Origin of the sequence: Bacillus sp. FSL R10-2780 (assembly GCF_038006125.1) — a bacterium.
GTDB lineage: Bacteria > Bacillota > Bacilli > Bacillales > Bacillaceae_G > Bacillus_A > Bacillus_A cereus_U.
The window spans coordinates 3995764-4008863 of the sequence record NZ_JBBOUQ010000001.1 but is presented as its reverse complement, the minus strand read 5'-3'; the positions used below and the strand labels follow the sequence as shown (position 1 = coordinate 4008863).

The following is a 13100-nucleotide window of genomic DNA, read 5'->3' as shown; positions in this document are numbered from 1 at the left end:
ATTGGTATCATATGTCCATAGGGTATTTTGTCGAAAAATGACGAATCAAAAAAATAGACTCGAAACTTATAAACTATTTATTTAGGAGGAAAAGAATTATGAAATCTACTGGTATCGTTCGTAAAGTTGATGAATTAGGTCGTGTAGTAATTCCAATCGAATTACGCCGTACTTTAGGTATTGCAGAAAAGGATGCTCTTGAAATCTACGTGGATGAAGAAAAAATCATCTTAAAGAAATATAAACCAAACATGACTTGCCAAGTAACTGGTGAAGTATCTGATGGTAACCTATCTTTAGCTGAAGGTAAAATTATCTTAAGTAAAGAAGGCGCTGAACAGGTCTTAAACGAACTTCAAGATTATATCGAAACAGCAAAATAAGCTTCTCAATTATGAGAAGCTTATTTTTTATCAACATGATAGATTTGATATACATCACGTTTCGACAAATCTCGGTCTTTAGCAACTGTTTTAATCGCTTCTTTTGAATTCATACCTTTTTCATTTATATAATGTTCAATATGATTATATACTGAAATAGCTTCCCACCATTGTTCTTCTTGAGTAGGTTCTTCTGTTGAACCTGCTACTAAAATACAAAACTCACCACGAACTTCATTTTGCTTCGTCCACTCAATCGCTTCTTCAATTGTTCCACGAATAAACTCTTCAAATTTTTTCGTTAGCTCACGACATAATACGATTTCCCTATCTCCTAATACTTCTTGCATCGAGATTAAAGTGTCATCTAAACGATGCGGTGCCTCGTAAAACATCATTGTAGTTGGAATATAGCGTAGTTTTTCTAATTCAAGCTTACGTCCCTTTTTATTTCTTTGCAGGAAACCATAGAAATAAAAATGTTTTGTCTCAAGTCCTGATGCAATTAATGCTGTAAGAGCCGCATTTGCCCCAGGAAGCGGAATAACATGATATTGTTCTGCTACAGCCTCTACAACGATATCATAACCAGGATCTGAAATACATGGCATACCAGCATCGCTCACAATGGCTACAGTCTTACCTTCTTCTAACTTATCTAAAATTTTCCGTCCACTTACTCCTTTATTATGCTCATGATAACTCATAACTGGTGTTTCAATTTCAAAGTAATTACAAAGTTTCTTCGTTTGCCTTGTATCTTCCGCAGCAATAATGTCTGCCTCTTTTAAAATTCGGATTGCACGAAATGTCATATCCTCTAAATTTCCGATTGGAGTCGGTACTAAATATAAAACTCCCTTTTCATTTTGCTGAAAGCTTTTTTGCTGCCACATAGCGTTCTCCTTTTTGCATATATTCTTCTTTTTGTTTCCTCGTTAACTGTTTAAAGTGATATTCAGCTTGCATAGCCGTTCGTTTATCCTCATGATCCTCTACATATTTTAAACCAACTGGAAGCCTAGCGCGGGTATATCTAGCACCTTTTCCACTATTATGGGTCTGAATCCGTTTTTCTATATGATTTGTATATCCAGCATAATAACTTCCATCAGAACACTCCACCACATAAAAACAATGCTTATTCTTCTCCATATAAAATTGAACGAAGCTCCTTTGTATATTCGTTGTTTTCTTCATATACAAAAAGAGGTGGTAAGATTTTTAAATCTGCATTCCCATCCTTAATTCCTTCAATTAACAATGTATTCGCTTCTTTACCAGCCTTAGGATAAACAAATCGCACACGTTTCGGTTCGATTTTGTATTTACGCATTAATGTGACGATGTCGAGTAAACGACCTGGACGATGTACAAATGCTACTTTCCCACCCTGTTTCACTAACTGGCTACTTGCATATACAACATCCTCTAATGTGCACATAATTTCATGACGAGCTATCGCTAAATGTTCATTGATATTCTTCTCAGAAGTTTGTGGTGTTTGAAAATAGGGAGGATTACATGTTACAACATCATATTGATGCCGTCCAAGTTTCTCCGGCATATCTTTCAAATCTCCATGGATTAAATGAATTCTTTCTTCTAAATTATTGTATTGAACGCTTCTTATTCCCATATCATATAAGCGCTCTTGAATTTCTACACCTGTAATTTTCCCTTTTGTCCTTGTACTTAATAAAAGAGGGATAACTGCGTTACCTGTACACAAATCAAGTAAATTACCTTTTTGAATTGGCACCCAAGCAAAATCTGCAAGTAAAACGGCATCCAAAGAAAAATTAAATACTGATGGACTTTGTACAATCTTCATATCTTGCGCTAATAAGTAATCTAAACGCTCATCTTCATATAAATTCATATATTGCTCCCTTTCTTACACTTAACCTACCCTATTTCATCCGCTATTAATGTAAAAATAAATTTCATTCTACCCTCATGTATAAAAAATTACCTTTCCAATTATATTGGAAAGGTAATCTCACTTTTTATTTAAAAATGACAGACAGAATAAACAATCTCCCTCTTTACGTACACTTCCATAATGTAGATTGCAAATATGAAAACCTTCTTGATATAGTCTCGCTAGGTTATCGTAGCCTTCACCAATATCTGTCTTCGCCTTCATTTCTTTGCGTTTTTGAGTTTTTTGTTTCTCCTTGTTCTGCACTTCTTCAAAACGATGTCGCAAATTTTCATTTTCCATTTTTATATGTTGGTTTTCTTCCAATAATTCTGCAAGATGTTGTTTTAATTCTCCCAACTGTTTGTATAAATGTCCAATTTGCTCTTCCATACTAGAAACCGATGCAAAAATATCCTTTTTCTCCACAAGCACCCACCTCATTAATCTGTGGTTTGACTCGAAACGACCCCTTTATTAATTAATTCATCTAACGTATATTCTACTATCCGTTCCTTGTCTACTAGTTCCACTTGAATTAATCTTTCTAAAATATTTAATCCGATAACACGGCCAGTACCTTGCGGTGTTTGTATACGTTGATCTAAATCAGGAAGTTGTTCCTTTGCTGCCTCATATTCATCATTCTCATATTTTAAGCAACACATTAAGCGACCACATAAACCAGAGATTTTTGCAGGATTTAATGATAAATTTTGATCCTTTGCCATTTTAATGGATACAGGTTCAAAATCTCCTAAGAAAGTAGAACAACAAAGCATACGACCACATGGACCAATACCACCAAGCATTTTTGCTTCGTCACGAACACCTATCTGTCTCAGCTCAATTCTTGTCCTAAAAATTGCCGCTAAGTCTTTCACTAGTTCCCGGAAATCAATCCGACCATCCGCAGTAAAGTAAAAAATAATCTTATTACGATCGAACGTATACTCTACATCTACAAGCTTCATATCAAGATTATGTTCTCCTACCTTTTGTTGACAAACTTGATATGCTTCTTTCGCAGCATGCCTATTCTCTTCAACAATGGTACGATCATTTTCATTTGCAATACGAATAACTTTTTTAAGCGGTAATACAACGTCGTTTTCATCAACTTGCTTTTTGGTAATAACTACTTTTCCGTATTCAATACCTCTTACCGTTTCTACAATTACAAACTCATTTTCTGAGATATCGAACTGATTTGGATCAAAGTAATATACCTTTCCGGCCTTCTTAAAGCGAACACCTACTACATCATACAAAACGGTCATCCCTCCTGCAACCGCAACACTAACTGTTCGAACACAAGCTGCGCATTTACATTAGCGTTGATTCTATTTTTTGCCTCTAATATATTAAAGAGAGCTGATACAATGCGCTTCTGAGCATAAGAAAAGGATTCAAACATCTCTTTCTGCTCATGAAAAACAAGACGATCTTCTTCTCCAAGTTGAACATATAATAAATCCTTATAAATAAGGAGTAACATATCTAAGCCTTGCTGTAATTGTTCTTTCTCTCCAAAGTGCTTCCCCCATTTTTCTTGTACAAAAAAAATAGAGGCCTTATCTTTTTCGAGCGCTTCACATAATTTTATCACTAAAGCTCTCGCTTGTGCAAACCATTCATCATTACACATTAATAAAGCTTCTTCAAAACTGTTTGTAAGCTGCGCAGCAAGTGTAGATAAAGAAACTGTAATACCCTCTTCCTCTAATCTCTTAATTAAAGATTTTGTAGGCAACGGTCTAAATGTAACAACTTGACAACGAGATAAAATTGTATTTAAAATCTGATGACTTTGTTCAGTAAGTAAAATAGCTGTTGTATCACTACTTGGTTCTTCTAAAAACTTTAAAAGCGTATTCGCTGCATTTGCTGTCATACGATCTGCATGCTCAATAATATATACTTTTTTATTTGCTTCTAATCCTGTTTTTGAAAACTCTTCTTGTAAATCGTGAATTTGCTGTTTTTTAATAGATAATCCATCTGGTTTTACAATATGTAAGTTTGGGTAGTTACCTGAATCAATTCGGCGACAATTCGTACATACATGACAAGGCTCTACACCATTTCTTTGTGAACAGAGGAAACTTTTTGCCATTTGAATTGCTGTGGCGAACTTCCCAGTCCCTTTCCCTCCCTCTAACAAGTAAGCGTGGGATATACGCTCTTTTGCAATGCTATTCATCAACATTTTGACACCGATGGGCTGTATAGCAGAAAGCTGCTCCCACGTATTTATCATACTGCATACCTCACTTATTTCATTCTTTCCTTCTATTATAACAATTTATCTTCTATAATCTGAACAACTTCTTCTATAAGTTTTTTCATTGGTTGATCAGCATTTACTAATACAATGCGATTAGAAAAACGCTCTACAACTTGTAAATACCCTTCACGCACACGTTTATGGAAAGAGATATCTTCCATGTCTAGTCGATTTACTTCACGTCCTGCATCTTTTTCAATTCGTGCTAAACCTACCTCTGGCTCAATATCTAAATAGATTGTTAAACTAGGCATACAATCTTCCGTTGCGAAACGATTAATTTCAAATACTTTATCCATACCTAAGCCTCTTGCATACCCTTGATACGCTAAAGAGCTATCTATAAAACGATCACATAGTACAAGATAGTTTTCCTCAAGTGCCGGCATAACTTTTTCCACTAAATGTTGTCTACGTGCAGCAGCATATAAGAGCGCCTCTGTACGTGCCTCCATCATCGTATACTCTTGTTTATGTAAAATTGTTCTAATATCTTCAGAAATTGCAATACCACCCGGTTCCCTGGTCGCCATTACCTTTTGTGCCTTTTGCTCAAAATATGGTAATAAACTTTTAATTAATGTTGTTTTACCCGAACCTTCTGGCCCTTCAATTGTTACAAATAATCCCTTCATCCTAAAACCTACTTTCTATATCATACACGTTCATATATTTCGTACTACCTTGAAAACGAGCCCCTGTTTTCTCTAAATGAGTAATTTGCTTTGTATGTTCTTGAGTAATTCTCTCTCCATACATGATCAATGGAATTCCAGGTGGATACGGAATCACCATTTCTGCCGCTATCATACCAACGGCTTCTTCTAGAGATACTAACTTCGTTTCGTATCTCTCTAATTGTTTATACGTATACGGTAAAGGGGAAATTTCCCCTTTATAAGTATAACGAATTGATGCTGTCTTGTCTTTTACCTTATATTGCTGCAAAGCTACTCGAATTATCTCTATAGCTTTCATATACCCCTCATTTACTTGTAACGGTAATATAAATAGGACGTTATATGGATCTGCCATTTCCGTATATATACCGACCTTTTCAAATACAGACTGTAATTCATACCCCGATAACTGACAGCGAGTTTGCACCGTAACCTTTAATTCATCTTGCGATGGATATTGCAAGATGGCTATTTGTGGGATAGATCGCAATCCTTCTTTAAATCGGCGTAAAAACTCAACAATTTCATCATGACCCTCTTCCTTTATAACTGCTATTGCAAAACGTGCTATATCAAGAGAAGCCATAATTGGATACGATGGGCTACTAGATTGTAGCATACTTAAATAGGAGGAAACTTTTTCTTCGCTCACTAAACGGCTATTTATATGTAAATAAGATCCCATTGTCATCGCAGGTAATGTTTTATGTGCGGAATGAACCACAATATCCGCACCATAAACTAATGCTGACTTCGGAAAGGGGTCCCCTATACAAAAATGTGCCCCATGGGCTTCATCTACTAGAACAGGAATTTTATGTGCATGTGCGTAAGCGATACTTGCCTCTAAATCAATTCCCATACCATAGTAATTAGGATGTGTTAAAATAAGTGCTTTTGCATTTGGATACTTTGTAATTGCCTCCTTAATAATGTCATCATGAACACCTACTGGTACGTTATGTACTTCATCAATCCATGGGTTTAAAAAGACCGGATTCGCCCCTGCTAATTTCAAACCATTAATGATTGATTTATGACAATTTCTTTGTACGAGGACAATATCATGTTCGCCGCAGCAAGACAAAATCATTGCTAAATTTCCAACTGTTGAACCATTAATTAAAAAATAACTTTTGTGCACGCCATATACTTCAGCTAATAATTGCTGTGCTTCATCTATACATTCAAACGGACTATGTAAATCATCTAATCCTGTTAACTCTGTTACATCAATCGATAATATGTCCTTAAACCCCCCTGAAGCTTTCTTAGGGAAGTTTAAACCATTCTTATGACCCGGAACATGAAAAGATAGTAGTCGCCTTTCTTTAAATTCCATTAACGCCTCATATAAAGGCATACGATTTTGATTCATATACATCTCTTCCTTATTATTCATTCTGTATCTATTATACAGATATTAGGGCAAAAAAAATAATAGGCATAATGCCTATTTAAAAATATGATACTTCTAATTTTCGCAGTTGTGTTAAATAATGTATATACTTCGGGTCATTTGTTTCAGTATTCACCAGATTTCTTTCGCACTCATAACATATTAAATTATTATATACATATATTCCTTCTCCTCTTTTTGTCTCACAAACGATGCAAATTTCACTTGGTAATTTCATAATCTTTCCTCCCTTTTTAAGTAAACATATTATATACCTCTATTCCTTAACAAATTTCCAGAAAATATACATCAATTTCTTATATAATATGATTTATTCTTGGGCAACGTGTTTGTATTACTTATGTATTCCCTTTACTTCTTTCGTGTACTGTTTAAAAACAAAAAAACACAAGTCAAAAGACTTGTGTTTTTATCTTGCTTGGCGACGTCCTACTCTCACAGGGACAAGGTCCCAACTACCATCGGCGCTAGAGAGCTTAACTTCCGTGTTCGGTATGGGAACGGGTGTGACCTCTCTGCCATCATCACCAAACTATTGAAGGCATATTCCTTCAAAACTAGATAACATTGCTTCATATTATATGGTTAAGTCCTCGATCTATTAGTATTCGTCAGCTCCACATGTCACCATGCTTCCACCTCGAACCTATCAACCTGATCATCTTTCAGGGATCTTACTAGCTTACGCTATGGGAAATCTCATCTTGAGGGGGGCTTCATGCTTAGATGCTTTCAGCACTTATCCCTTCCGCACATAGCTACCCAGCTATGCCCTTGGCAGAACAACTGGTACACCAGCGGTGCGTCCATCCCGGTCCTCTCGTACTAAGGACAGCTCCTCTCAAATTTCCTGCGCCCACGACGGATAGGGACCGAACTGTCTCACGACGTTCTGAACCCAGCTCGCGTACCGCTTTAATGGGCGAACAGCCCAACCCTTGGGACCGACTACAGCCCCAGGATGCGATGAGCCGACATCGAGGTGCCAAACCTCCCCGTCGATGTGGACTCTTGGGGGAGATAAGCCTGTTATCCCCGGGGTAGCTTTTATCCGTTGAGCGATGGCCCTTCCATGCGGAACCACCGGATCACTAAGCCCGACTTTCGTCCCTGCTCGACTTGTAGGTCTCGCAGTCAAGCTCCCTTATGCCTTTGCACTCTACGAATGATTTCCAACCATTCTGAGGGAACCTTTGGGCGCCTCCGTTACACTTTAGGAGGCGACCGCCCCAGTCAAACTGCCCACCTGACACTGTCTCCCGGGTCGATAAGACCCGTAGGTTAGAATTTCAATACAGTCAGGGCGGTATCCCACCAGCGCCTCCACCGAAGCTAGCGCTCCGGTTTCAATGGCTCCCGCCTATCCTGTACAAACTGTACCAAAATTCAATATCAGGCTACAGTAAAGCTCCACGGGGTCTTTCCGTCCTGTCGCGGGTAACCTGCATCTTCACAGGTACTATAATTTCACCGAGTCTCTGGTTGAGACAGTGCCCAAATCGTTACACCTTTCGTGCGGGTCGGAACTTACCCGACAAGGAATTTCGCTACCTTAGGACCGTTATAGTTACGGCCGCCGTTTACTGGGGCTTCAGTTCAGAGCTTCGCTTACGCTAACCCCTCTCCTTAACCTTCCAGCACCGGGCAGGTGTCAGCCCCTATACTTCGCCTTACGGCTTCGCAGAGACCTGTGTTTTTGCTAAACAGTCGCTTGGGCCTATTCACTGCGGCTTTCCGTTAAGAAAGCACCCCTTCTCCCGAAGTTACGGGGTCATTTTGCCGAGTTCCTTAACCAGAGTTCTCTCGCACACCTTAGGATTCTCTCCTCGCCTACCTGTGTCGGTTTGCGGTACAGGCACCTTTTATCTCGCTAGAAGCTTTTCTTGGCAGCGGGGAATCAAAGACTTCGCTCCATAAGGAGCTTCCCCATCACAGCTCAGCCTTCACGATAAGCGGATTTGCCTACTTATCAGCCTAACTGCTTGGACGTGCACAACCAATCGCACGCTTCTTCTATCCTTCTGCGTCCCTCCATTGCTCAAACGATAAAGAGGTGGTACAGGAATATCAACCTGTTGTCCATCGCCTACGCCTGTCGGCCTCGGCTTAGGTCCTGACTAACCCTGAGCGGACGAGCCTTCCTCAGGAAACCTTAGGCATTCGGTGGACGGGATTCTCACCCGTCTTTCGCTACTCATACCGGCATTCTCACTTCTAAGCGCTCCACCAGTCCTTCCGGTCTGACTTCACTGCACTTAGAACGCTCCCCTACCACTGATACCATTGGTATCAATTCGCAGCTTCGGTGGTGTATTTAGCCCCGGTACATTTTCGGCGCAGAGTCACTCGACTAGTGAGCTATTACGCACTCTTTAAATGGTGGCTGCTTCTGAGCCAACATCCTAGTTGTCTAAGCAACTCCACATCCTTTTCCACTTAATACACACTTTGGGACCTTAGCTGGCGATCTGGGCTGTTTCCCTCTTGACTACGGATCTTATCACTCGCAGTCTGACTCCTAAGGATAAGTCATTGGCATTCGGAGTTTGACTGAATTCGGTAATCCGATGAGGACCCCTAGTTCAATCAGTGCTCTACCTCCAAGACTCTTACACTTAAGGCTAGCCCTAAAGCTATTTCGGGGAGAACCAGCTATCTCCAGGTTCGATTGGAATTTCTCCGCTACCCACACCTCATCCCCGCACTTTTCAACGTGCGTGGGTTCGGGCCTCCATTCAGTGTTACCTGAACTTCACCCTGGACATGGGTAGATCACCTGGTTTCGGGTCTACGACCACGTACTAAACGCCCTATTCAGACTCGCTTTCGCTGCGGCTCCGCCTCTTCAGCTTAACCTCGCACGGGATCGTAACTCGCCGGTTCATTCTACAAAAGGCACGCCATCACCCATTAACGGGCTCTGACTATTTGTAGGCACACGGTTTCAGGATCTCTTTCACTCCCCTTCCGGGGTGCTTTTCACCTTTCCCTCACGGTACTGGTTCACTATCGATCACTAGGGAGTATTTAGCCTTGGGAGATGGTCCTCCCAGATTCCGACGGAATTTCACGTGTTCCGCCGTACTCAGGATACATTCAAGAGAGAACGAAGTTTCGACTACGGGGTTATTACCCTCTGTGACGGACCTTTCCAGGTCGCTTCGTCTACCTCGTTCCTTTGTAACTCCGTATAGAATGTCCTACAACCCCAAGAGGCAAGCCTCTTGGTTTGGGCTAGATTCCGTTTCGCTCGCCGCTACTCAGGAAATCGCATTTGCTTTCTCTTCCTCCAGGTACTTAGATGTTTCAGTTCCCTGGGTCTGTCTTCCATACCCTATGTATTCAGGTAAGGATACCATACCATTACGTATAGTGGGTTTCCCCATTCGGAAATCTTCGGATCAAAGCTTACTTACAGCTCCCCGAAGCATATCGGCGTTAGTCCCGTCCTTCATCGACTCCTAGTGTCAAGGCATCCACCGTGCGCCCTTTCTAACTTAACCAAACTAAAATTAAAAAAATATGAGCTACACTGTTATCTAGTTTTCAAAGAACATACCATTTGCTATATAAAATAGCTTTTTGGTGGAGCCTAGCGGGATCGAACCGCTGACCTCCTGCGTGCAAGGCAGGCGCTCTCCCAGCTGAGCTAAGGCCCCGTAAAATGTATGGTGGGCCTAAATGGACTCGAACCATCGACCTCACGCTTATCAGGCGTGCGCTCTAACCAGCTGAGCTATAGGCCCATACAAATTGCGGAATTTATTTATATCATATTCCTATTTAAGAGTCAATACTTATATTGAACTCTCAAAACTAAACGAAAACGAAACACGGAAACTTATATTGATGAACAGTGTTCATCAATTCTCCATAGAAAGGAGGTGATCCAGCCGCACCTTCCGATACGGCTACCTTGTTACGACTTCACCCCAATCATCTGTCCCACCTTAGGCGGCTGGCTCCATAAAGGTTACCCCACCGACTTCGGGTGTTACAAACTCTCGTGGTGTGACGGGCGGTGTGTACAAGGCCCGGGAACGTATTCACCGCGGCATGCTGATCCGCGATTACTAGCGATTCCAGCTTCATGTAGGCGAGTTGCAGCCTACAATCCGAACTGAGAACGGTTTTATGAGATTAGCTCCACCTCGCGGTCTTGCAGCTCTTTGTACCGTCCATTGTAGCACGTGTGTAGCCCAGGTCATAAGGGGCATGATGATTTGACGTCATCCCCACCTTCCTCCGGTTTGTCACCGGCAGTCACCTTAGAGTGCCCAACTTAATGATGGCAACTAAGATCAAGGGTTGCGCTCGTTGCGGGACTTAACCCAACATCTCACGACACGAGCTGACGACAACCATGCACCACCTGTCACTCTGCTCCCGAAGGAGAAGCTCTATCTCTAGAGTTTTCAGAGGATGTCAAGACCTGGTAAGGTTCTTCGCGTTGCTTCGAATTAAACCACATGCTCCACCGCTTGTGCGGGCCCCCGTCAATTCCTTTGAGTTTCAGCCTTGCGGCCGTACTCCCCAGGCGGAGTGCTTAATGCGTTAACTTCAGCACTAAAGGGCGGAAACCCTCTAACACTTAGCACTCATCGTTTACGGCGTGGACTACCAGGGTATCTAATCCTGTTTGCTCCCCACGCTTTCGCGCCTCAGTGTCAGTTACAGACCAGAAAGTCGCCTTCGCCACTGGTGTTCCTCCATATCTCTACGCATTTCACCGCTACACATGGAATTCCACTTTCCTCTTCTGCACTCAAGTCTCCCAGTTTCCAATGACCCTCCACGGTTGAGCCGTGGGCTTTCACATCAGACTTAAGAAACCACCTGCGCGCGCTTTACGCCCAATAATTCCGGATAACGCTTGCCACCTACGTATTACCGCGGCTGCTGGCACGTAGTTAGCCGTGGCTTTCTGGTTAGGTACCGTCAAGGTGCCAGCTTATTCAACTAGCACTTGTTCTTCCCTAACAACAGAGTTTTACGACCCGAAAGCCTTCATCACTCACGCGGCGTTGCTCCGTCAGACTTTCGTCCATTGCGGAAGATTCCCTACTGCTGCCTCCCGTAGGAGTCTGGGCCGTGTCTCAGTCCCAGTGTGGCCGATCACCCTCTCAGGTCGGCTACGCATCGTTGCCTTGGTGAGCCGTTACCTCACCAACTAGCTAATGCGACGCGGGTCCATCCATAAGTGACAGCCGAAGCCGCCTTTCAATTTCGAACTATGCAGTTCAAAATATTATCCGGTATTAGCCCCGGTTTCCCGGAGTTATCCCAGTCTTATGGGTAGGTTACCCACGTGTTACTCACCCGTCCGCCGCTAACTTCATAAGAGCAAGCTCTTAATCCATTCGCTCGACTTGCATGTATTAGGCACGCCGCCAGCGTTCATCCTGAGCCAGGATCAAACTCTCCAATAAAGTTAGTTTGTCTAGCATCTAAAAATAAAAATTGACGTTTCACGTTGTTTGTTTCGTTTAGTTTTCAAAGTTCAATGTCGCGTTTCAGCGACTTTTATAATTTAACATTTAGAATTGAATCTGTCAACAACTTTTTTCTTTCGTTCCTGACGACGCTTATTAATTTATCATATTACTAATCGATAAGTCAACGCTTTTTTAAAAAATGCCAAAATAAATTTATCTTGGCATTATATATAGCTTAATAATCACTAATGCAGCAACACCTGGCACCCCTAATAAACTTGATACCATAGCCGTGCCCATGTTAATTGGAATATGAAAATCAAAATATGTCCCTGCAACATTCACAATAAATAGTAACGCTATACCTAAAGTGACATGAAAGAGTGCTTTCCCTATAAAACGTATTGGTTTAGCAGAAACACCAAAAACAAGAAAAATAAAAACCAAAGCAAGAATGCCAACAATAATAATTGTAGAATTCATTTTTTCCTCCTTATGAATGACCTATACATATCCATTTGTATGGGACAAGACAATAAAAAAGAACATCTATAACATAACTCCTACCACTTCATCTTTATAACCTTTAATCAGTAATATTTCTTCTAAGCACTAACAATTAGATACAACTAATTCCATTCACACCTTTTCCTTCTCCTCTTTATATCCCAAAAATAAAGTAGCCCTGTTACTCATAAATAAATCGATAAAAAGCAAAAGGTCCCGCTTTAAAAAGCAGGACCTTTTACCATTGTTCCATTTTCACAGGACGACGTTTTGCTTCTTTTAACAAGAAAAAATATTTCGCCTCTGCTATTTTTAAAGAACAAAGTACATTTTGAGACGGCTCAACACTTTGTTCAACCAGTCTCTTCTGACGTAGCCATTCATTCTTTACCTTTTCTAATAATGTAATTAACTTATCGTCATACTCTTTACGCAACTTACCCTTTTTTTGAAAGAACATTTTC

12 protein-coding genes, 2 tRNA genes and 3 rRNA genes are annotated in these 13100 nt (G+C 40.9%); 1 reads left to right on the top strand and 16 read right to left on the bottom strand.

Annotated elements, in window-relative coordinates:
• Positions 1–98: 98 nt before the first annotated feature.
• Complete coding sequence (locus NSQ47_RS20850; protein ID WP_002063374.1) at positions 99–383, top strand: AbrB/MazE/SpoVT family DNA-binding domain-containing protein; 285 nt, start codon at positions 99–101, stop codon at positions 381–383.
• Positions 384–403: 20 nt separating this feature from the next.
• Here NSQ47_RS20850 and rsmI read toward each other — a convergent pair whose 3' ends face one another.
• The 16 genes from rsmI to NSQ47_RS20770 all read right to left on the bottom strand — a co-directional run bounded on the left by rsmI (position 404) and on the right by NSQ47_RS20770 (position 13096).
• Positions 404–1279 carry a 16S rRNA (cytidine(1402)-2'-O)-methyltransferase gene (gene rsmI / locus NSQ47_RS20845; protein WP_341037941.1) on the bottom strand — a complete coding sequence of 292 codons (876 nt, stop codon included), beginning with the start codon at positions 1277–1279 and terminating at the stop codon, positions 404–406.
• Positions 1248–1538, bottom strand: coding sequence for a GIY-YIG nuclease family protein (locus NSQ47_RS20840; protein WP_002107287.1), 291 nt, complete (start codon positions 1536–1538; stop codon positions 1248–1250). The genes rsmI and NSQ47_RS20840 overlap by 32 nt, the downstream gene beginning before the upstream one ends.
• A complete protein-coding gene (locus NSQ47_RS20835; RefSeq protein ID WP_016106811.1) occupies positions 1525–2265 on the bottom strand; it encodes a tRNA1(Val) (adenine(37)-N6)-methyltransferase in 741 nt (246 codons plus the stop codon). Before NSQ47_RS20835 ends, NSQ47_RS20840 begins: the two co-directional genes overlap by 14 nt.
• A 120-nt stretch (positions 2266–2385) precedes the next feature.
• The gene (gene yabA, locus NSQ47_RS20830) at positions 2386–2736 is read right to left on the bottom strand and encodes a DNA replication initiation control protein YabA (RefSeq protein ID WP_002009639.1); all 351 of its coding nucleotides are present in this window, start codon (positions 2734–2736) and stop codon (positions 2386–2388) included.
• 14 nt (positions 2737–2750) lie between these two features.
• Positions 2751–3578 carry a PSP1 domain-containing protein gene (locus NSQ47_RS20825; RefSeq protein WP_002144546.1) on the bottom strand — a complete coding sequence of 276 codons (828 nt, stop codon included), beginning with the start codon at positions 3576–3578 and terminating at the stop codon, positions 2751–2753.
• A 5-nt stretch (positions 3579–3583) separates the two neighbouring features.
• Entirely contained in the window at positions 3584–4567 is a 984-nt protein-coding gene (gene holB / locus NSQ47_RS20820; RefSeq protein ID WP_002159641.1) for a DNA polymerase III subunit delta', read from the bottom strand.
• Positions 4568–4602: 35 nt separating this feature from the next.
• Positions 4603–5229: a dTMP kinase gene (tmk, locus tag NSQ47_RS20815; RefSeq protein ID WP_002107283.1), complete on the bottom strand. Its 627-nt coding sequence runs from the start codon at positions 5227–5229 to the stop codon at positions 4603–4605.
• A gap of 1 nt (position 5230) precedes the next feature.
• Complete coding sequence (locus NSQ47_RS20810) at positions 5231–6652, bottom strand: aminotransferase class I/II-fold pyridoxal phosphate-dependent enzyme (protein WP_341037940.1); 1422 nt, start codon at positions 6650–6652, stop codon at positions 5231–5233.
• A 79-nt stretch (positions 6653–6731) separates the two neighbouring features.
• Complete coding sequence (locus NSQ47_RS20805) at positions 6732–6911, bottom strand: sigma factor G inhibitor Gin (RefSeq protein WP_002159645.1); 180 nt, start codon at positions 6909–6911, stop codon at positions 6732–6734.
• 199 nt (positions 6912–7110) lie between these two features.
• Positions 7111–7226, bottom strand: a 5S ribosomal RNA gene (rrf, locus tag NSQ47_RS20800).
• A gap of 49 nt (positions 7227–7275) precedes the next feature.
• A 23S ribosomal RNA gene (locus NSQ47_RS20795) occupies positions 7276–10197 on the bottom strand.
• Positions 10198–10277: 80 nt separating this feature from the next.
• Positions 10278–10353 (bottom strand) — tRNA-Ala (locus NSQ47_RS20790).
• Positions 10354–10363: 10 nt separating this feature from the next.
• Positions 10364–10440 (bottom strand) — tRNA-Ile (locus NSQ47_RS20785).
• Between the two features lie 131 nt (positions 10441–10571).
• Positions 10572–12123 (bottom strand): 16S ribosomal RNA (locus NSQ47_RS20780).
• Together the 16S, 23S and 5S rRNA genes with 2 tRNA genes alongside form the textbook arrangement of a ribosomal RNA operon.
• 219 nt (positions 12124–12342) lie before the next feature.
• Positions 12343–12612, bottom strand: coding sequence for a pro-sigmaK processing inhibitor BofA family protein (locus NSQ47_RS20775; protein ID WP_002159646.1), 270 nt, complete (start codon positions 12610–12612; stop codon positions 12343–12345).
• A 262-nt stretch (positions 12613–12874) separates the two neighbouring features.
• Positions 12875–13096 (bottom strand): YaaL family protein, encoded by a 222-nt coding sequence (locus NSQ47_RS20770; protein WP_078175197.1) that lies wholly within the window; start codon positions 13094–13096, stop codon positions 12875–12877.
• Positions 13097–13100: the final 4 nt, after the last annotated feature.